This window comes from Culturomica massiliensis (assembly GCF_900091655.1).
Taxonomy (GTDB): Bacteria; Bacteroidota; Bacteroidia; order Bacteroidales; family Marinifilaceae; genus Culturomica; species Culturomica massiliensis.
Genome location: NZ_LT594621.1, coordinates 541912 through 561585 on the forward strand (window position 1 = coordinate 541912; position 19674 = coordinate 561585).

General features: G+C 41.6%; 20 protein-coding genes. 15 read left to right on the top strand and 5 right to left on the bottom strand.

What is annotated here, in order from left to right; genetic code table 11:
- Positions 1 to 247: 247 nt before the first annotated feature.
- Entirely contained in the window at positions 248 to 1831 is a 1584-nt protein-coding gene (locus tag BN8908_RS03365; RefSeq protein ID WP_068689066.1) for an alkaline phosphatase family protein, read from the top strand.
- Between the two features lie 2 nt (positions 1832 to 1833).
- On the opposite strand, the gene gldD is transcribed toward BN8908_RS03365, so the two are convergent.
- The 3 genes from gldD to BN8908_RS03380 all read right to left on the bottom strand — a co-directional run bounded on the left by gldD (position 1834) and on the right by BN8908_RS03380 (position 4264).
- A complete protein-coding gene (gene gldD, locus BN8908_RS03370; protein WP_068689068.1) occupies positions 1834 to 2439 on the bottom strand; it encodes a gliding motility lipoprotein GldD in 606 nt (201 codons plus the stop codon).
- Between the two features lies 1 nt (position 2440).
- A complete protein-coding gene (gene gldE, locus BN8908_RS03375; RefSeq protein WP_068689070.1) occupies positions 2441 to 3751 on the bottom strand; it encodes a gliding motility-associated protein GldE in 1311 nt (436 codons plus the stop codon).
- A 78-nt stretch (positions 3752 to 3829) separates the two neighbouring features.
- The gene (locus tag BN8908_RS03380) at positions 3830 to 4264 is read right to left on the bottom strand and encodes a single-stranded DNA-binding protein (protein WP_021987271.1); all 435 of its coding nucleotides are present in this window, start codon (positions 4262 to 4264) and stop codon (positions 3830 to 3832) included.
- 550 nt (positions 4265 to 4814) lie between these two features.
- Between BN8908_RS03380 and BN8908_RS03385 the strand changes: the two genes are divergently transcribed.
- The 9 genes from BN8908_RS03385 (at position 4815) to ychF (ending at position 13372) form a co-directional block, all read left to right on the top strand.
- Complete coding sequence (locus tag BN8908_RS03385; protein WP_021987272.1) at positions 4815 to 5102, top strand: HU family DNA-binding protein; 288 nt, start codon at positions 4815 to 4817, stop codon at positions 5100 to 5102.
- A 180-nt stretch (positions 5103 to 5282) separates the two neighbouring features.
- Positions 5283 to 6827, top strand: a complete 1545-nt coding sequence (locus tag BN8908_RS03390; RefSeq protein WP_021987273.1) for an Rne/Rng family ribonuclease — start codon at positions 5283 to 5285, stop codon at positions 6825 to 6827.
- A 178-nt stretch (positions 6828 to 7005) separates the two neighbouring features.
- On the top strand, positions 7006 to 9042 hold the full coding sequence (locus BN8908_RS03395; protein WP_068689072.1) for a protein-disulfide reductase DsbD family protein: 2037 nt from the start codon (positions 7006 to 7008) through the stop codon (positions 9040 to 9042).
- Positions 9043 to 9296: 254 nt separating this feature from the next.
- Positions 9297 to 9815, top strand: a complete 519-nt coding sequence (locus BN8908_RS03400) for an RNA polymerase sigma factor (RefSeq protein ID WP_068689074.1) — start codon at positions 9297 to 9299, stop codon at positions 9813 to 9815.
- Positions 9796 to 10275 carry a hypothetical protein gene (locus tag BN8908_RS03405; RefSeq protein WP_021987276.1) on the top strand — a complete coding sequence of 160 codons (480 nt, stop codon included), beginning with the start codon at positions 9796 to 9798 and terminating at the stop codon, positions 10273 to 10275. Before BN8908_RS03400 ends, BN8908_RS03405 begins: the two co-directional genes overlap by 20 nt.
- Before the next feature lie 20 nt (positions 10276 to 10295).
- Positions 10296 to 10856 (top strand): DUF4252 domain-containing protein, encoded by a 561-nt coding sequence (locus BN8908_RS03410; RefSeq protein ID WP_021987277.1) that lies wholly within the window; start codon positions 10296 to 10298, stop codon positions 10854 to 10856.
- Between the two features lie 6 nt (positions 10857 to 10862).
- Entirely contained in the window at positions 10863 to 11342 is a 480-nt protein-coding gene (locus BN8908_RS03415; protein WP_068689076.1) for a DUF4252 domain-containing protein, read from the top strand.
- Positions 11343 to 11377: 35 nt separating this feature from the next.
- Entirely contained in the window at positions 11378 to 11998 is a 621-nt protein-coding gene (locus BN8908_RS03420) for a DUF5715 family protein (RefSeq protein ID WP_068689078.1), read from the top strand.
- Between the two features lie 273 nt (positions 11999 to 12271).
- Entirely contained in the window at positions 12272 to 13372 is a 1101-nt protein-coding gene (ychF, locus tag BN8908_RS03425) for a redox-regulated ATPase YchF (protein ID WP_068689080.1), read from the top strand.
- A gap of 87 nt (positions 13373 to 13459) precedes the next feature.
- On the opposite strand, the gene lolA1 is transcribed toward ychF, so the two are convergent.
- Complete coding sequence (gene lolA1 / locus BN8908_RS03430; RefSeq protein ID WP_021987281.1) at positions 13460 to 14089, bottom strand: outer membrane lipoprotein periplasmic chaperone LolA1; 630 nt, start codon at positions 14087 to 14089, stop codon at positions 13460 to 13462.
- Positions 14090 to 14311: 222 nt separating this feature from the next.
- On the opposite strand from lolA1, the gene BN8908_RS03435 reads away from it, so the two are divergent.
- From BN8908_RS03435 to BN8908_RS03455, 5 genes are all read left to right on the top strand, one after another.
- Positions 14312 to 15214, top strand: coding sequence for a DMT family transporter (locus tag BN8908_RS03435; protein ID WP_068689082.1), 903 nt, complete (start codon positions 14312 to 14314; stop codon positions 15212 to 15214).
- A gap of 44 nt (positions 15215 to 15258) precedes the next feature.
- Positions 15259 to 16047, top strand: a complete 789-nt coding sequence (gene cdaA, locus BN8908_RS03440; protein WP_021987283.1) for a diadenylate cyclase CdaA — start codon at positions 15259 to 15261, stop codon at positions 16045 to 16047.
- A gap of 123 nt (positions 16048 to 16170) precedes the next feature.
- A complete protein-coding gene (locus tag BN8908_RS03445) occupies positions 16171 to 17022 on the top strand; it encodes a TIGR01777 family oxidoreductase (protein WP_082989207.1) in 852 nt (283 codons plus the stop codon).
- A 147-nt stretch (positions 17023 to 17169) separates the two neighbouring features.
- The gene (locus BN8908_RS03450; RefSeq protein ID WP_148453167.1) at positions 17170 to 17922 is read left to right on the top strand and encodes a hypothetical protein; all 753 of its coding nucleotides are present in this window, start codon (positions 17170 to 17172) and stop codon (positions 17920 to 17922) included.
- A gap of 28 nt (positions 17923 to 17950) precedes the next feature.
- Entirely contained in the window at positions 17951 to 18589 is a 639-nt protein-coding gene (locus BN8908_RS03455; RefSeq protein WP_068689088.1) for a hypothetical protein, read from the top strand.
- A gap of 95 nt (positions 18590 to 18684) precedes the next feature.
- Here BN8908_RS03455 and BN8908_RS03460 read toward each other — a convergent pair whose 3' ends face one another.
- The gene (locus tag BN8908_RS03460) at positions 18685 to 19629 is read right to left on the bottom strand and encodes a phosphoribosylaminoimidazolesuccinocarboxamide synthase (protein WP_021987286.1); all 945 of its coding nucleotides are present in this window, start codon (positions 19627 to 19629) and stop codon (positions 18685 to 18687) included.
- Between the last annotated feature and the right edge of the window lie 45 nt (positions 19630 to 19674).

The following is a 19674-nucleotide window of genomic DNA, read 5'->3' on the forward strand; positions in this document are numbered from 1 at the left end:
TAGTAAACAAATAGGAAAACTACACAAGCTTACTTATAAATTATAATATTTTGCTCCCTTTTTCTTTAAAACCGAAACTCCGACATCCTTTGTTGATAATATGCGGAATCCGAGGTGTTAAACATCATTAAAATCACGGTAATCTTGTTGTAACGATTAAAATATTTTTTGATTTTCATTTTTCGGTTTTTAATTGTTTTTACCTTTGTTGCTTTGAGAAAATTGTCGTCATCAGATAGAATCGGTTATGAAATATATATATGTTTTTCTGCTGTTTTGTTGTGTGTTGAAAGGATATGCTTCGGAAAATAAGACCAGGCTGATCGTCACTATTACGATTGATCAGTTTTATCCGGAATGGTTATCCGTTTATGCCGGGGATTTGGAAGAAGGAGGATTCAAAAGGATTATGAATCAGGGAAAAAGGAGTGTTGCCGATTACAATTATTTGTATTCCCAGACCGGAGTCGACCAGGCTACGATATATACAGGTGTACTGCCTATTATTCACGGGATTGTGGCTCATGACTGGTATGACAGATTGAGACGCTGCCGGATAAATAATGTGGCCACTGTGAATTATCCGGAAATCGGTTACGGTGATTCGCTGAAAGGATATAGTCCTGAAGGATTGGAGGCGTTGACTCTGGGCTGTGTATTGAAAATGAATGATGTATTTTCCAAGGTATACAGTGTGGCTGTTAATCCGGAAGTGGCGGTGCTGGGAGGTGGTAGTTGTGCCAATCTGTCGTTGTGGCTGAGTGAAAAAAGCGGCAAATGGGTTTCTTCCGGTTTTTACGCTGATTCTCTCCCGGCCTGGCTGACGGCTTATAACGGAAAAATCGAAAGTGATTTCCTCATTCGCCGGGGATGGATGCCTTTGGCAGAAGAACAGAGTAATTCACTTTCGTTGAAAATGAAAAATAAGTTGGGCATGGGAAATAGTTTTTTTTATGATATCGCCCAGGCTAAAAAGAAATTTAATACTTACCGGGTGTTGAAAGCCACACCTTATGCTAATACGATGGTGGTGGATCTGGCCGAGCAATTGGTAAATTCGGAGGGATTGGGCAAAGACAATGATGTGGATTTGCTGGCTCTCGGCTTTTCGAGCCTTGATTATATGAACCGGGATTTTGGGGTTTATGCCCGGGAATTTCAGGATATGGTGCTGCGTATGGACAAAGACATACAGCGTTTGCTGGAATTCTTGGATAGTAAGGTCGGGAAAGAGGGGTATACGGTGGTGCTGACTTATACGGAAGCCCGGGAGTTGTTGCCCGAAGAATTGGATAAAATGCGGATAGAGAGTGGGTATTTCAGTATTTTTAAGTCTGTGGCCTTATTGAAATCTTATCTGAACCTGGTGTATGGGGACGGAGAATGGGTAGCTGATTACGATGCCGGACAAATTTATTTAAACCGGGGATTGATAGAGAAAAACAAACTGTCATTGGAGGAAATACAGGATAAAGTAGCTGATTTTATGGTTGAATTCGAGGGAATATCCAAAGTATTGACGGCTTATTCTTTGTCCCGGAATGCATTTTCTCACGGACAGGAGATGTTGATGCAGAATGCTTTTTCCCAGAAGAGGAGCGGAGATGTGATGTTTTGTTTGCAGCCCACCTGGATTCCGGAATTGAAGGACAGGGAAGACAATTATTTTCGTTACAGTAAACGTAATAAAGTGCCTGTATTCTTTTACGGTGCAGGTATCGGGCATTCTCTGGCTCCGGAATGTAAGATGACGGACCTATTGCCGACCTTGTGTTATTTGGCAGGGATACCGGTACCTTATACGGCTAAAGGGGAAATTCTTTTCCGGTGATCTTACCGGCTAAATTCGGCCGACTCCATAAGTTCGACGATGTCTTTCCGTAAATATTCGATGACCGGGGCCAGGGAATCTTTGTTGGGATGTGTATGAAAATACAGGGACCCTCTGAGGAAATGCCGGGTGGAATCAGTGATATAAAATTGTGTCGATGAAGCTGTATTGCCTTCAATCAGGTAAAGCAAACCGTGTAATCCTTTGTCCCGGCTGAAATACTGTTCTTTTATCGATTCTGCTTTTACTGTATGAGCATAAGCCAGCCGATGACAATCCTGTTCGTAACTAAGGAGAGAAGAATCATTCGCAATGGTTTTGTAGGACAGATTGATTATAGCGTTGTATGCCGGATAACGGATGTTTATCCAGTAGGCTTCTGCATCCGGCGATTTATCGGGTTCGATTACGGCCTGGTCCGATATATTGAATGTGTAAGGTAAACCGGGAGCAGTCATCGGTGAGTATGCTTTCTCCGGAAAATCGATCCGGTAGTAACCGTAAGGACGCGGAGAGTAATTTTCCCGGCAGCTCATCGGTAGTATGGCAATAGATAATAAGCAGGCCGTGAAAATTATTTTTCCTGAAAATCCGGTGTTTATCTTCATTTTATTCTGTCTCTTGGTCCAGGTCTTCGTATTTGATCTTCTTGATTCTTCGCTTATCGACATCCAGAATGGTGAATTTATGCTGCCGGTAGGTAATGACTTCATTTTTTCGGGGCAGCTCTCCTTTGATTTCGAGAATTAAACCGGCTAACGTGTCCGCTTCACCTTCTATGTCTTTGAAATAATCGTCTTTAATATCTGCAATCTTTTCAAAATCGTTCAGTAATGTATGGCCTTCGAAAATATAGGCGTTGTTTTTGATTTTGATATATGTCTTTTCTTTTTCATCGGTTTCGTCATTGATTTCTCCTACGATTTCTTCCAGAATGTCTTCCATGGTGACAATACCCGACGTGCCCCCGTATTCATCTACGACAATAGCCAGATGTACCTTCTTGGTCTGGAATTCTTCCAGCAGGTCGTTAATTTTTTTGGTCTCCGGGACAAAATAGGCTGGCCGTATCAAGCTTTGCCACTGAAAATGATCGTCTTCCTGTAAATGTGCCAGCAGGTCTTTTATATATAATATACCTACGATCGTATCAAGATTGTCTTTATATACCGGGAGCCGGGAATATCCGTGTTCGATAATCAGCTCGCGGATGTGTTTGAAAGAATCTTCTTCGTCGATGGCAATAATATTGATACGGGGCTGAATAATATCGATCGCATAAATATTACTGAAACGCACAATACCTTCCAGAATGTCCTTTTCTTCATTGATTTCGGAATCTTTGGTCAATTCCAGGGCTTTTGACAACTGGTCGATGGAGATACTGTCTTTTTTAGCCACTTTTTTACTGATAATCGAAGTCGAATTGATTAATAAGGCTGAAAGCGGACGAAACAGGTAGCTCAACACGGTTAAGGGCGATGCCATAAATATCGCCATCTTTATCGGGGAGCGGTTGGCATACAGTTTGGGAATGATCTCGCCGAATAGTAATATGATGAATGTGACGACGATAACCTGGATGACAAAGCCCAATAAAGGGTTTCCGGAAAAATCGAACAACGAATCTACCAGATAAGAGGATAATATGACAATTGCGACATTGACGAAATTGTTGGATATCAAAATTGTCGCTAATAGCTTTTCCGGTTTGCGATGGAGGTGACATACCTTTTCATAACCTTTTTGCCGGATTTCTTCTAACTGGCCCGGACTCAAAGAAAAATAAGCTACTTCCGAGCCTGAAATGACGGCCGAAGAAAAAAGCAGCAGCAGTAAAATAATAATGAAGATGACATCGGTTAAGTTAAACGGTCCATATGCAACATCCGATACGGCACTTATTAGCTCAGTTTCCAAAATTTATATTATTAGTTAAACAATTTCACCCTCCTCTTGCCTTACCTTCTTTCTTTAATCTCTGTTCTTTATTCGGTATCAGAACGGCAGATCGTCGCTTTCATCAGTAGCCGGAGAAATATTCTGAACCGGAGCAGAGGGGGCTGCTGAAAAATTACTGCGAGGCGCAACATCGGCATTGTCTCCGCGGTTGAATGACAACATTTGCATGTTGTCGGCGTAAATTTCAGTGGTGTACCGTTTTACTCCGTTTTGATCGTCCCAGGAACGGGTACGGATTCGGCCTTCGATATAAAGCCGCATACCTTTTTTAACGTATTTTTCGACAATTTCCGCTAAACCCCGCCATAATACGATATTATGCCATTCCGTTTGATCGACTTTTTCTCCGTTTTTGTTTTTGTAGCTTTCTGTCGTTGCCAGCCGTAAATTCGCAACTGCAACACCACCATCGAGGTACCTTACTTCCGGATCGGCACCTACATTTCCGATTAAAATCACTTTGTTAACCATACTTCTTACCCTTTAAATTTTCACACAAGTTACGAAAAAGACGGCAATTTTAAAACCCTATTCTTATTAAATATCGAATTGCGAATTTAAAAATAAATTGTGGGAAACAAAAGACCGGATATTAAGTTTTTATTTCAGGAGATATAAATCCTTGTTTTCGTACTCTGTTTGAGTGGTGAAACGCAGTGTCCGGCAGAATTACCCGGGTCTGGATTCTGGCGGAGGGAAGATATTAAACTGAAAATTTCGGTGAATTGTGAAAAGCGTATTTATTTATATAGTAACGATTCTGTCTGTCGGGGATGTAGAAACAGACCGCAAAGATGGATCTTATACTTAACAGGATATGTTTCGGTTAAAAATTTTGATATTATTATAAAGTGAAAAGTGAAAGGCGGAAGGGGAAACAGGGTGTGGGAAAAGCAACTATCTGATATTTTTTCAGAAAAAATCGAAAGGTTTGTTTCATTGTTCCAGGAAAACACTTATATTTGCAGACTGAAAACAGATCAGAAGAAATAAATTATTGAATATTAAATATTTATAGAAAATGACTAAAGCGGATATTGTTAACGAAATTTCGAGAACAACCGGGATTGAGAAAGTAGCGGTTCAGGCTACAGTAGAGGCTTTTATGGAGTCAATAAAGAATTCCGTGGTTGGTGGTAAGAACGTGTATTTGAGAGGATTCGGTAGTTTTATCGTGAAAAAGAGAGCAGAAAAAACAGCCCGTAACATTTCAAAGAACGTAACTATCAAAATACCCGAACATTTCATTCCTTCATTCAAACCTTCCAAAAGTTTTGTAACGGAAGTTAAAGGTAAAGTTAAAAAATAAGAAAGGAGTAGATTATGCCAAGCGGAAAAAAGAGAAAAAGACATAAGATGGCTACTCACAAACGTAAAAAAAGACTGAGAAAAAATCGTCATAAGAAGAAATAAGTTTGTGAGTTGAAGATAAACCTAAAGAACCGGTGTTCTTTAGGTTTATTTAATTATAAAAGAAAAATGTATACACATGAACAGTGAGCTAGTTATTGATGTCAGGGCAGATGAGGTTATTATCGCTTTGCTGCGGGAAAAGAAGTTGGTGGAGTTGACGAAAGAAAAAACGAGCGTCCAGTTTGCCGTGGGGGATATTTATCTGGGAAAAGTAAAAAAGATCATGCCCGGATTGAATGCGGCATTTGTAAATGTGGGATACGAGAAAGATGCATTTCTTCATTACCTGGATTTGAGTCCTCAATTCCATTCTCTGGATACCTATATCAAACAGTGTATTGCCCGTAAAGGACTGCCGTTGGCTAAACTGAAGCTGGAACCGGAGATCAGTAAGAACGGAAAGATTTCTGATATTCTTACCGTTGGACAATGGGTTGCCGTACAGGTGGCCAAAGAGCCTATTTCCACGAAAGGGCCGCGTTTGACTTCAGAGTTGAGTATTGCCGGACGTAATCTCGTCTTGATGCCCTTTGCGGATAAGGTATCCGTTTCGCAGAAGATAAAATCTCCTGAAGAACGGAAAAGGTTGAAACGGCTTATTGAGAGCATCAAGCCTAAAAACTACGGGGTAATAGTGCGGACGGTGGCCGAAGGGAAAAAGGTGGCGCAGTTCGACAATGAACTCAAGGAATTGGTGGATAGATTTGAGAGTGCATTTAAACATATCCGGGATATCGAGCCGCCTAAGCTTATTTTAGGGGAAATCGACCGGACAAGTGTTATTTTACGTGACATTCTGAATTCTTCTTTCGAGAATATATATGTCAATGACATTACTTTAAGTAAGGAAATACGGCATTATCTTAGCTCGATAGCGCCCGAGAAAGAAGATATCGTAAAATATGTATCTCCTGAAATACCGATACTCGACCATTTCGGTGTGGATAAGCAGATAAAATCTTCGTTGGGGAAAACAGTTTCCTTTAAGAACGGGGCTTATTTGATTATCGAACATACGGAAGCTTTTCATGTCATCGATGTGAACAGTGGCAATCGGGCAAAATTGGGTGACGATCAGGAGTCAAATGCCCTGGAAGTTAATCTGGCGGCCGCAGAAGAGGTGGCCCGGCAATTGCAGTTGAGGGATATGGGAGGCATCATCGTTATTGATTTTATCGATATGCAATTGGCCGAAAACCGGCAGAAATTGTATGATAAAATGAAAGCCTGTATGGAAATCGACCGGGCGAAACATACGATTTTGCCGTTGAGTAAATTCGGATTGATGCAGATCACCCGTCAGCGGGTACGGCCGGAAATGACTGTCGATACGATGGAAACTTGTCCCGTATGTCACGGGACGGGAAAAGCGGAACCTGCTATTTTGGTTATCGACCGGATTGAAGACCAGTTGGAACACATTGCCCGGGAAAAGAGATGCCGGAATATCGTATTGAAAGTACATCCGTTTATCGGCGCTTATTTGAAAAAAGGTTTTATTTCCATGCGCCGTCGCTGGGCTTTCCGGTATAAGATATCTCTTCGTATCGTGGATGTCCCGTCGTATTATATTTATGAATATCATTTTTATAATTCCTATAAGCGGGAAATTGTGGATTGAGAAACCGGGGAGTATCTTAGGGAAACAAATGATAAAATGTAAAAACGGCGGAATTTTTCCGCCGTTTTAATTATATGTTAAATTTAACAAATTCATAGTATTCCGTGATAAAATAATTCTATTTTTGTCTTTGAGTTAAATATTTGTAGTTATACATTCATATGCATAATTGAAACTTATGAGAAAAAAATTATTTACTTTTTTATTGTTTTGGACAATAGGTATATTAACAGCCTTTGCTCAGGTAGAAAATCCGGCGACATGGTCATATAGCGAGAAGAGTTTGGGAAACGGGGAATACGAATTGACATTAAAAGCTGAATTGAAACCCGGTTGGACGATATATTCCATGTATACTCCCGAAGGCGGACCGATGCAAACCTCTTTGAATTTCGAGGCTGCGGGGAAAGGAATCGAATTGCTGGGGAAAGCTACCGAAAACGAACCGCATAAAGAGTATGATCCGATATTTGAGGTGGATGTATGGCATTTTGCAGGGGAATTTGTAATTACCCAGAAAATCAAAGTGACCGATCCGGCATTGACTTCGGTAAAAGGAACGTTGGAATATCAGGTATGTCAGGAAGGACAGTGTGTCATGTTCGACGAAGAGTTTACGATTCCTTTGAAGGGGGCGGGAAATGTTGTCGAAAAAACAGCGGAGGTACCGTCGGGAGATCTGCAGGCATCTGATACGCAGAAAGACGAGTCTTTGTGGATGTTTTTCTGGCTTGCTTTTGTAGCGGGGTTAGCAGCTGTCGTGATGCCTTGTGTATTTCCGATGATTCCGATGACGGTATCTTTCTTTATGCACGGAGATTCTAATAAGGCCAAAGCCAAAGCGAAAGCATTGTTTTTTTCTTTCTCGATCATTGCTATTTACACGGTGCTGGGATTGATTATTTCGGTTGTGCTTGGACCGGATTTTATCAATTGGCTGAGTACGAACTGGGTTCCTAATGTATTCTTCTTTATCATTTTTATGATCTTTGCTGCTTCGTTTTTCGGAGCTTTTGAAATCGTACTTCCTTCCTGGCTTGTAAATAAGTCCGATAAGCAGGCTGATAAAGGCGGTTATATCGGTGCTTTTTTTATGGCTTTTACTTTGGTATTGGTGTCATTCTCGTGTACGGCACCGATTGTCGGTACAGTGCTCGTTGAAGCTGCCCGGGGATCGGTATTGAGACCGGTTATCGGTATGCTGGGTTTTTCGCTAGCAGTGGCTTTGCCTTTCGGTTTTTTTGCTTTTTTCCCTTCTAAATTGGGAAATTTGCCCAAATCAGGAGGATGGCTGAATTCGGTAAAAGTGGTTTTGGGTTTTATTGAAGTCGCTTTAGGCTTTAAATTCCTGATGGTAGCCGACCAGACATATCATTGGGGATTACTCGACCGGGAGGTATATATCGCCATCTGGGTAGCTGTTTTCACTTTACAGGGCTTGTATCTGATGGGTAAACTGAAATTTAGAAATGACAGTGATTTACAATATATCGGTGTAACCCGGCTGGCATTTATTATTGCTACCTTTGCTTTTGTTATTTATCTGATTCCGGGTATGTTCGGAGCTCCTTTGAAAGCATTGGCCGGTTATTTCCCGCCACAGGAGACGATCGATTTCGATATTAACCGTATTGTACGCGACAATGCCAAAGAAATTATGAAGAGTGGTGTGGCTCTCGGTAATCCGGCGGCCGTATCCAGGAATCAGGAAGCCTGTGAATCTCCCAAATATGCAGACTTCTTACATTTGCCTCATGGAATCGACGGATATTTCGATTATGAACAGGCATTAAAATGTGCCCGGGCACAGAATAAACCACTGTTTATCGCTTTTACGGGACATGGATGTGTGAATTGCCGGGAAATGGAACAATCCGTATGGTCCGATCCCCGTATTTTGGATATGCTCAGAAATGATTATGTCGTTGTGGCTTTGCATGTGGACGATAAAAAGACTTTGCCTGAAAATGAATGGTATATTTCTGACTATGATGGAAAGAAGAAAAAGACTCTCGGAAAGAAAAATGCCGATTTTCAGATTAAATATTTTAATTCCAATGCTCAACCCAATTATATTCTATTGGACAGTCATGTTGAAGGAAAGGATCTGGAAAAGTATATGTTGATGCCTGCCCGCGGATATGATCTGAACCGGGATGCTTTCTACAATTTTCTCAAAGAAGGACTGGAAAAGTTTAAACAGAGAAACCAATAAGAAATTCATTCGGTATTTCAAAGGCTCCCAAATATCAGATTTATTTGGGAGCTTTTTTATTTATCGGTTGTTCAGGATACCCGGAAAACCGGTTTTAAAACAAAAAGAGAGTGTGTGAAGTTGTGGCTACCGGAATCCATGTATTGCATCCTTATTTAGCTTGGAAGGCAGGACGGGGCAAACCGGATTTATTATTTTTAAATTTCTTGTATATTGATGTAACTTTTGATTGACTGATCTGTCTGGTATATACGATGAAGATAGAAGAATTTAAAAATAAGATTTTGCCTTTACGGGATAAGTTGTTTCGCTTGGCTTTACGAATAATGCGGAGTACGGAAGATGCGGAAGATGTTGTACAGGAGGTCATGCTTAAAATGTGGGATATACGGGAGGATTGGGAGAGGATCGGGAACAAAGAGGCCTATTGTTGCAGGATGGTACGGAATATTTCGTTGGGAAAGATTGGGCTGAAAGAATATGGAAATGAAACATTGGATGAACATTGGGAATTGAGGCTGGAGGAAGAGAGGCCGGATGAGAGAATCGAAAAAGACGATAATCTGAGATGGTTGCATGAGTTGATCGGCCGTCTTCCGGAAAAGCAAAGAACGGTTATACAGTTGAGAGACATTGAAGGTATGAGTTACCGGGAAATTGCCGCTTGTATGGCTGTTTCGGAAGAACAGGTGAAAGTAAATCTGTTCAGAGCGAGAAAAGAAATCAGGGAAATGTTTTTAAAAATTGACGGTTATGGATTACGGAAGAATTGAAAAATTGTTGGAAAAATACTGGAGCTGTGAAACAACAGTGGAAGAGGAGGAAGAATTACGTCTTTTTTTTACCAGAGAAGAAGAGATGCCGGAGCATTTATCCCGCTATACCTCCCTGTTTGTATTCCAGCGGACAGAACGGAAAGTGGGATTGAATGATTCGTTTGATGAAAGGATTTTGCGGCAGATCGACCGGAAACAGGGTGGGGCAAGGATGTGGCTGACGTTGGGCATGCGCCTGGCTGCCGTATTTGTATTGTTTATCGGCATGGGACTGTTGTACCGGCATATGGACCGGATGCAAAAACCGGAACCGGCAGATACCTATCAAAATCCGGCGGAAGCTTTAGCACAGGTTGAGAAGACTTTAATGCTCGTTTCGGATAAAATGATGCAGGGACAAAAGAAAGCTGAACGGAATATAGAGAAAACAGAGACTCTGATTAAATATATCAAGTAAAAACTTTAAAACTTAGAAAGATGAAAAAGATAACATTGCTAGTGGTGCTTGTTTGCCTGGGATGGGGTGGCTTCGCACAAAATTTTGTAGAAGAATTCGAGATGCGTTATGCCGATAATGAGAATTTTTCGGTCGTAAATATTTCTTCCAAGATGTTTGAGTTGATTGCGATGATGGCGGATGAAAAGAAAACGGATTCGGAGACGAAGATAAGGTATCAGATTTCTGCCGATGGGGAGTTGGAGGTACAGAAAATGGTTTCGAAATTGAAGGGTATGAAAGTGTTGACCTCGGAAGTGGATGCCCGGAAATATTATGATGCTGCTGTGAAAGATCTTACAAAAAGCGGGTCTGTATATGAGGAACTGATGAACGTAAAGGAAAAAAAGGAGTGGGTCCGGATATATACGCGGGAGAAGAAAGGGACGGTTTCGGAGTTAGTGATGGTTATTCTCGATGAGAATGAGTTTGTTTTAATCGGATTTACGGGAGAAATCGATCTGAAACAGATTTCCGGTATAGCTGAAATGGTCAATGTGAAAGGGGCTGAACAGTTGAAAAAAATCGATGAAAATAAATGATAGGATATGAAACGGTTTCTTTTGGTATCTCTGCTGGTCATAGTGGCTTTAACAGGGATGGGGCAGACCCGGGAATTTCAGGAGATATGTGATAAGTACAAAGAGCACGAAGATGTCGTAAGTTTGCGGGTAAATCGGTTCGGGTGTTTTTTTCTCTCCTTGTTTATGCCGGCAGGAAAAGAGAGTGAGGTTGTCCGTAATTTTATACGTCACAGTTCTTCCTTTCAACTTTTGGTTACAGAAGGAGAAATCGTCAGGGATGTTACGAAAGAGATAAAGAATTATATAAAAAAGGATCAGTTGGAAGAATTATTGAATGTAAAGGATAAAAAAGACGAAATAAAGATCTATACCCTGGACGATAAAAAAGTGATCCGGCAATTGTTTATTTCGGTTGTCGACGGAGGGAAGGAGGCGGTTTTTCTGCAAGTGAAAGGAAAATATTCCATGAAGATGATACAGGATTTGGCTAAAGTGAACCGTTAATTTGGTTATATTTGCATTCTCAAAATGAGAGAGGGATGCAAATTATTAAAATTGCGGTTATATTGGGGATATTTCTGTGGTGTGGATGTAGCGGAGATAAAAAAAACGATCGTTTTTCCTATTTCCGGAATTATTCGCGCACATTCAATGATTTGAATGACAAACATCTGCAGGGAGCCCGAAAATGGGGGATACAACCGGTCGGGTCGGTGAATGAGTTGAAACGGATGAAAGGGCAGGTCGAAGAAATCCGGTCTTGCCGGCTGTATGAAGTAGACGAACTGACCCATTCGCAGCCTTATCTGGTGCCCAGGGCCGTCGGCTTATTGCAAGCGATAGGGCGGAATTTCCGGGATTCTTTATCGGCTAAAGACTTACCTTCTTACCGGATTATTGTGACCAGTGTGTTGCGGACAGATGAGTCGGTAAAGAAACTCCGGAAAAGAAATATAAATGCCAGTGCCAATTCAGCACATGTTTTCGGTACGACTTTCGATGTGGCTTATGCACGTTTTAAGAAAACCGGTTTCGGAAAGACGGAAAACGATAAACTGAAGTCGGTATTGGCAGAAGTTTTGCAGGATTTGCGTAAAGCAAAACAATGTTATGTCCGCTATGAGTATAAACAAGGATGTTTTCATATCACAGTGAGGTAAGGTATAAAATTATCTGTAGGTAAATCGGACAATTTAATTTCAGGATTTAACTTTACATTTTTGATTCTTCTTTTTCAGGGAAAGGTTATGGGCCGGATTTAAAATCGTAAATCTAAAATCCGCAATTAAAACCGACTATTCGAAAGTTTGGCTATCTTTGCGGACGGAAAATTCTGGAATATTCCCGTGGCCTGTCGTTTATGTCTGCGGATATTTCCGGAAAGAATAGAGTAGTGATATAAATAATTGATATTAAATATTTAATGTAAATTTATGGGTTTACAATGTGGTATTGTCGGACTGCCGAATGTCGGAAAGTCGACCTTGTTTAATTGTTTGAGTAACGCCAAGGCACAGTCTGCCAATTTCCCGTTCTGCACGATCGAACCGAATGTGGGTGTGATTACAGTGCCCGATGAGCGATTGAATAAGTTGGTGGAATTGGTGAAGCCCGCGAATGTCGTACCGGCTGTCGTGGAGATTGTGGATATTGCCGGCCTGGTAAAAGGGGCCAGTAAAGGAGAAGGGCTGGGAAATAAATTTCTGTCGAACATCCGGGAAACGGATGCGATTATCCATGTATTACGTTGTTTCGATGACGATAATATTGTGCATGTGGATGGACGTGTAAATCCTGTAGGGGATAAAGAAATTATCGATGTCGAATTGCAACTGAAAGATTTGGAAACGGTCGAAAACCGGCTTCAGAAAGAAGAAAAGAGGGCAATGACCGGAGGCGATGCCAATGCGAAGCGCTTGGTTGAAGTGTTGCATATGTATAAGGATGCCCTGGAAAAAGGGTTGTCGGCCCGGACGGTTGTGCTGGACGATTTACAGCAGGATGTCGCTAAGGATTTACAGTTGCTGACCAACAAACCGGTATTGTATGTGTGTAATGTGGATGAAGCTTCGGTTGTCAATGGTAATAAATATGTGGAAGCTGTCAGAGAGGCTGTTAAAGACGAACGGGCAGAAGTACTGGTGATCGGAGCCGCTATCGAAGCCGATATTGCGGAATTGGAGACCTACGAGGAAAAACAGCTGTTTCTGGAAGATTTGGGTTTGAAAGAAGCAGGGGTAAATAAACTGATCCGTACAGCTTATCATTTGTTGAATTTGCAGACTTATTTCACTGCCGGTCCGAAGGAAGTCCGGGCATGGACTTTCCGCAAAGGAATGAAGGCACCCCAGACAGCCGGAATTATACATACCGATTTCGAAAAAGGGTTTATCCGCGCGGAAGTAATCAAATACAATGATTTTATTACTTACGGTTCGGAAGCCAAGTGCAAAGAAGCCGGAAAAATGTCGGTAGAAGGCAAGGATTATGTGGTACAGGATGGAGATATGATGAATTTCCGTTTTAATGTTTAATTCCGGGCGATAGCCTGACAAGCGATATAAAAAATACCGGGAACTGACCATCGTCAACTCCCGGTATTTATTTTTGAAAGAAATTTATTATCTCATATCGACAACTTCCACATCAGCATGTTTTGCCGTATCGAATTTGAAAAAAGAATCGGCAGGAATGGGGGAAGGTTGTTTTATACTGTTGATGGTAATAATTAGATTATTACCGTCTTTACCGAAAGAGGTAACTTCCTGGATGGAAGAATCGGCTGTTTTTACCCGTATGCCTATTTTGACGAAATTCTTTTTCAGGTCGATGGGGTAGAGCTCGATATAGGCAATCCCGTTTGTCGTTGAAATCAATTGTTGCTTGAAACCGGTGTTGTGGATGTCAAAAATCTTTGTCGGATTCAGCATGTCCTCTTCTTCGTCAGATGGGTTTTTAATGTTTACTTCCTGAACTTCAGGCATATAGGTGTAAATATTGGTTCCATCATAGTAGTTTTCTACGTCCATGACGTTTAATTTATACAGATTACCTTTCATCCAAGCTTTGCCTTCATGCTCCTCATTGATGTTTTCGGCTTTGTTTTCCATCGTCAATGTAAATTGGATTTCCACAGCCGGAAGAGCTTTTATTTTAGCTGCCGATTTATCCAAAATCGTTTTCGCTTCATTTTGACCTAGTGTGGGTAAACAAAATGCGATAAATGAAAGTAGTGTAATGATGTAGTGCATAGATGTCGTGTTTTTAAGTGCTCAAAAAATGCAATATTTAAGAATATAATAAGCTTCAACGGATAAAGTTACAAAAATACAATTGAAACGTAAATTTTAATAAGTCAATAGACTTAAAACGAATGACAAAGGTAGTGATTTTATAGCCTGTTTTTCTTTTTTACGTTGAAAAAAAAGGAATTTACAAGGATTGTTTAATTTTGCAGAGCTAAAAATAGAAGAATGGGAAAAATACGGGGGATAATATATGCCTGTTTGTCGGCTGCCACATTTGGTATGATACCTTTATTTGCCAATACGGCTATGCAGGAAGGAGTCAACAACGATACCATATTGGTTTACCGCTATATGATAGCGGCCATCGTATACGGCATATACCTTCTGTTTCGGAAAACCGACCTGAGGATCGGTAAAAAAGCTTGTGTCGAGCTGCTATGGGCAGGTGTCGGGGGATACGGGATTACAGCTTATTTTCTTTTCCTTTCCTATCGGTATATGCCGACTGGGATTGCGACTTCGATTCATTATCTTTATCCGGTAGTCGTGGCTATTTTTATGTCTTTATTTTATAGGCAGCATTTGTCGTTGCTGGTGAAAGGAGCTATCGGGCTGGCAATTGTCGGGGTTTACTTTATGTTGTGGAGTGGGGGAGAAATCAAATGGGCCGGATTGGTGTTTGCCATATTGACGACCTTTACTTACGGTACGTACATTGTGGCTTTGAATCGTCCGTTACTGCGGTCGATGAACCCTGACGTACTTACATTTTATGTATTGCTGTTTACCGCTTTGTTCTATTGGATTGCTGCCGGGGTTAAAGGTACGTTTACTTTAAATTATACGCCTCATTTTCTCTTCGATATGTCGATGCTCGGCATATTGAGTACGGTGATTTCTGCCCGCTTGTTAGTGGCGGCGGTAGCGCGTATCGGTTCTGTTGCGACTTCGGTGTTGGGAACCCTGGAACCGATTACCGCAATTATTGTCGGCGTTTACGCTTTTCACGAGGAATTGGGTATCAAAAACTTCGTCGGTCTGTTATTGGTATTGATGTCCGTATTGATCGTTATACTAAGTATGAACGAACGCCATCGGAAATCGAAGGAAAGGACGGCCAATAATTAAAAATTAATTGTAGATTTGTATAATGAATTGAAAAGACCAGCAGTATGATATCGTTGTTTATCAAGTTCGGGGTATTTGATGTATTGGATATACTGATTGTTGCTTTTATTTTTTATCAGGTGTACAGATTGGTAAAAGGAACGGCTGCAATCAATATTTTTATCGGGATTTTCATATTTTACCTCGCATGGTTGCTGGTACGGGCTTTCAATATGGAGTTGATCTCTTCAATTCTGGGACAGTTTATCGGGATGGGGGTAATCGCTTTGCTGATCGTATTTCAGCAGGAAGTAAGGCGTTTCCTGTTGCTGGTGGGTAGTAAATACAATTTACAGAATATCTTCAATTTTGAAAGTCTTTTTGCTAAACCGGTGATCAAGGACGATGTATCCGAAGCCATCGTACAGTCGTGTGTCTATTTTTCGCAAACCAAAACGGGAGCATTGATTGTTTTCGCCCAGAATACGGAGTTGTACAATTATGCCCAGACCGGGGTAATGTTGAAGGCGAAGGTAACCAGCGATCTGATCGAGAATATTTTCTTTAAAAATACTCCCTTACACGATGGTGCCGTTATTATTGCAGAAAATAAAATTTTGGCGGCCCGTTGTATCCTGCCGGTATCGGATAAAACGGACCTGCCGGGGAGTATGGGGTTGCGTCACCGGGCTGCCCTCGGATTGAGTGCTGTAAGCGATGCGCTTATTATTGTGGTGAGTGAAGAAACCGGTAATATAACTTTTGTCAAAGACGGCAATTACAAAGTGCGCATTACGGCCGACGAGTTGCGCAATTTCCTGCACGGCGATTTCAAAACTTTTATTGTAAAATGACGGAAGCCGGAAAGCGGACCACTTTTCTTACCGGTTACAGACCGGATTAAATCGGGAAAATACGTTTAAAATCTGTTGCGGTTTAGAACTTTTCAGATCGGTAGTCGTTTATAAGTTTTACGAATGTTAGAACTTATGGAGATACTGGTAACTGGATTACACGGATTTATCGGACAGGTCTTGAAGGAGACGTTTGAAAAGAACGGACATCATGTATTTACCGCTTCCAGGGAGGCATTGCTTACCGGGAATGAGGAATTGAAGGATGCAGCCCGGAGAGCCGATATTGTCGTAAATCTGGCAGGGGAGAGCATTGCCGGACGTTGGACCGATGAGAAGATGATTGAAATCGTTGAATCCAGACGTTGTATCACCCGTAATCTGGTCAGGTGTATACAGGGATCGGAAAAAAAGCCGCTATTGTGGATCAATGCTTCTGCTGTCGGTGTTTACAAACCCGATACCTTTTGTGACGAATATTCTGCCGATCTGGGACATCATTTTCTGGCCGGAGTGATAAAGGTATGGGAAGGAGAGGTCGCTCAGTTGGAGCAGGTACGTAAAGTTATTCTGAGATTCGGTATTGTCATCGGACAAAACGGAGGGGTGTTGCATAAACTAAAGCCGATGATCAAATCACGTGTAGCCGTGATTATGGGAAACGGAAAACAGGAATTCCCGCTGATACATGTGGAAGATGTGGCAGGGTTCGTAATGTATGTGCTGGACCACAGAGATATGGAAGGCGTTTACAACCTGGTTATTCCCAATGCCGTTACTTACCGGGAGTTTGTCCGATCCCTGGCTGTTATTCGCAAGCCTCTGTTTACGGTTGTTTTACCGGAATGGCTGCTGTGGTTGCTGATGGGGGAATCCGCCTACACCCTCACCCGTTCGGCCCACGTTATCCCGATGCGTATGATGACCTCCGGTTATGAGCTGAAATACCGGACGGTGAGGGAGATCGTACACTAAACTACCTCTGAACCGGGAAACGGTTGACAGCCGTTTGGGTATCCGAAATGCCGTTTTAGAAAAATTTGCCTGTCATTCGAAAAATAAATTTCCTGCGTGGAATCCGGACACTTATTTTTGTTTTATCACTCTGTTTTTATGCAGTCTATGGAAGCGGAAAAAGTACACCAGGAAAAAAACGACCGTACCCCTCAATTGGTACGCGGTGGTACGGCACAGTTTGTGGATAACCGGCCCTTATCTCTGCTTAGCCAGATTACTCAAAGAAAAGAAAATACGCTTGACCAATCTGGAGTAATTCTAAAAAATGTATGGGGCTGTTTTATGGATAAGGTGCATCAAAAGGGAGGTGCTTCATCTGAAATTATACAGAGATTAAAGCTTAAAAGGAGTTCATCAAGAGAAGTGATTGACTTTACCGGGATATCTAAAGTAAAATCCCGGGAAGCAAGTCGTGGTATATATATCAAAGCTGGACGTGTTTATAAAATATTCGGAAAAACTGCTACAGCCCAAAAAGAGTATAATGAAACTACTAATGTAAATTCTAATTTTAAAGTGCCGATAGCAGCTCCTGTTGACTATTATCCGGCGACAATAGTTGATACTCCTGGGAAGGAGGTAGGTGTTTTTGAATCTACAGAGTTAAAAGGTGAATTTTTTCAATTAAGTAAAGGAGGTAAACTTAAGAGTTATGTAGGTGGACTTACCGATGAGACTAAACTTAATTTGGGATTAATAGCACTGGTAGCTGCTAGAGATGCAAAATTATCTGACCCGCAAGGTTTTTTAGAAGATACCGGGTCAATAATTTTTATTGATATACATACTGCAAGTACTCCGCATCCAACTATAGTTGCCTTAATAGAATCGATAGAACAAAAATTAAGTGTTCAGTAAAAAATAGTAATAGTAAATATTTCAGGTCATGAAAGCGGAAAAAGTGTATCGGAAAAAAGTTTCTCGTACTATTCAACGGTTACATGTTGGTAGTCGTAGTGCGCAATCAGTGAATAAGCTTTCCCCTGCTATTGTTTTGGCTCAGCTTAAAGAGGTGAATGAGCCGGCTAAAAATTTTGGAGTAAATAATTCTTTGGACAATCGTGCTATCCAAAGAGCTGTACTTGGGAATATAAATTGTCCGAATATTGGGAGTGCGATGGCTATCGGTACTCATATTCATGGGATATTGGAGGCTGATTATCTGGTGAATGGACATCCGAATCCGGCTCATCCGACATGGATTAAAGGAGTTGAGATACCTACACCGACAGGACAAATTCCCGATTTAAGTCTGAGAACTCCGGGATTAGGATTTATCAGGTCTGTCGGGGAAATAAAACCGGCAGGGCAGGTGGTGGCTGGGGCGGCGCAAATAGCAACCCACCTGGCGAATATGCCGGCTAATGGTTTGAATGCCGTACATCCGGTTATAAATGATCCTGCGTGGGCTGCTGCTGCTACTTTTCCTGTTGCCAATCTGGATCCGGCAGCCGTAAGTCCGACAGGTAATGTAAATGTTTGGCAGGCTCCGGGAACAAACGGCTTATACCTTTATGACGGATAGAGATAAGCTTTAAATCGGAGAATGGAAAAACAAACGAATAAAAATCTCCGTACCGTTTGAAAACGATACGGAGTATTTTAAAATATACATCTGTATTATAAGCTTTTCAGGTAATTGTCGACGTTGGTTTCGATGCGTTGGAGGACGTTGGTGCCTTCGCCTTTGACGAATTTTTCCCCGGTGATGTTTTCGTACAGTTCGATGTAGCGGTCGGTGATACCGGCGATGATTTCGGGGGTCATTTCAGGCACTTGCTGACCTTCTTTGCCCTGGAATCCGTTGTCCATCAGCCATTCACGTACGAACTCTTTGGAGAGTTGTTTTTGCTTTTCTCCTTTTTCAAACCGTGCTTCATAACCTTCGGCATAGAAATAACGGGAGGAATCCGGTGTATGAATTTCGTCGATCAGGTAAATTTTACCGTCTTTTTTACCGAATTCGTATTTGGTATCGACTAAGATCAGTCCTTTTTCGGCAGCCATCTGAGTACCTCTCTCAAATAAGGCCATCGTATATTTTTCCAATAATTCGTAATCTTCACGGCTGACCAATCCCTGGGCGATGATTTCTTCTTTGGATATATTTTCGTCGTGACCTTCGTCAGCTTTTGTCGTCGGGGTGATCAGCGGAACCGGGAACTTCTGATTCTCTTTCATTCCTTCCGGCAGGGGATGCCCGCAAAGGTCGCGTCCGCCTTCTTTGTACAAGCGCCAGGAACTACCGGTCAGATAACCCCGGATAACCATTTCTACTTTGAACGGTTCGCATTTGTGACCTATTGTAACCATCGGGTCGGGCGTTGCGATTTTCCAGTTCGGAACGATATCGGCCGTTGCATCCAGAAATTTGGAGGCAATCTGATTCAATACCTGACCTTTGTAAGGAATACCTTTCGGAAGAACGACGTCGAATGCCGATATCCGGTCGGAAACCAACATGACTAAATATTCGTCCTTGATGTTATACACATCGCGTACCTTCCCTTTGTAAACGCTTTTTTGGCCGGGAAAGTGAAAATCGGTTTTTACAATAGCTTCCATGCTTATTTGCTGATTATTGTTAATGATATAATTGAGACAAAATTA

Coding starts and splice junctions, on each gene's coding strand:
- BN8908_RS03420 (WP_068689078.1), top strand. CDS start 11,378: ATGCAAATTATTAAAATTGCGGTTATATTGGGGATATTTCTGTGGTGT.
- BN8908_RS03400 (WP_068689074.1), top strand. CDS start 9,297: ATGAAGATAGAAGAATTTAAAAATAAGATTTTGCCTTTACGGGATAAG.
- BN8908_RS03380 (WP_021987271.1), bottom strand. CDS start 4,264: ATGGTTAACAAAGTGATTTTAATCGGAAATGTAGGTGCCGATCCGGAA.
- lolA1 (WP_021987281.1), bottom strand. CDS start 14,089: ATGCACTACATCATTACACTACTTTCATTTATCGCATTTTGTTTACCC.
- cdaA (WP_021987283.1), top strand. CDS start 15,259: ATGATATCGTTGTTTATCAAGTTCGGGGTATTTGATGTATTGGATATA.
- BN8908_RS03410 (WP_021987277.1), top strand. CDS start 10,296: ATGAAAAAGATAACATTGCTAGTGGTGCTTGTTTGCCTGGGATGGGGT.
- BN8908_RS03450 (WP_148453167.1), top strand. CDS start 17,170: ATGGAAGCGGAAAAAGTACACCAGGAAAAAAACGACCGTACCCCTCAA.
- BN8908_RS03460 (WP_021987286.1), bottom strand. CDS start 19,629: ATGGAAGCTATTGTAAAAACCGATTTTCACTTTCCCGGCCAAAAAAGC.
- BN8908_RS03390 (WP_021987273.1), top strand. CDS start 5,283: ATGAACAGTGAGCTAGTTATTGATGTCAGGGCAGATGAGGTTATTATC.
- BN8908_RS03455 (WP_068689088.1), top strand. CDS start 17,951: ATGAAAGCGGAAAAAGTGTATCGGAAAAAAGTTTCTCGTACTATTCAA.
- ychF (WP_068689080.1), top strand. CDS start 12,272: ATGGGTTTACAATGTGGTATTGTCGGACTGCCGAATGTCGGAAAGTCG.
- BN8908_RS03445 (WP_082989207.1), top strand. CDS start 16,171: ATGTTAGAACTTATGGAGATACTGGTAACTGGATTACACGGATTTATC.
- gldD (WP_068689068.1), bottom strand. CDS start 2,439: ATGAAGATAAACACCGGATTTTCAGGAAAAATAATTTTCACGGCCTGC.
- BN8908_RS03385 (WP_021987272.1), top strand. CDS start 4,815: ATGACTAAAGCGGATATTGTTAACGAAATTTCGAGAACAACCGGGATT.
- BN8908_RS03415 (WP_068689076.1), top strand. CDS start 10,863: ATGAAACGGTTTCTTTTGGTATCTCTGCTGGTCATAGTGGCTTTAACA.
- BN8908_RS03395 (WP_068689072.1), top strand. CDS start 7,006: ATGAGAAAAAAATTATTTACTTTTTTATTGTTTTGGACAATAGGTATA.
- BN8908_RS03365 (WP_068689066.1), top strand. CDS start 248: ATGAAATATATATATGTTTTTCTGCTGTTTTGTTGTGTGTTGAAAGGA.
- BN8908_RS03405 (WP_021987276.1), top strand. CDS start 9,796: ATGGATTACGGAAGAATTGAAAAATTGTTGGAAAAATACTGGAGCTGT.
- BN8908_RS03435 (WP_068689082.1), top strand. CDS start 14,312: ATGGGAAAAATACGGGGGATAATATATGCCTGTTTGTCGGCTGCCACA.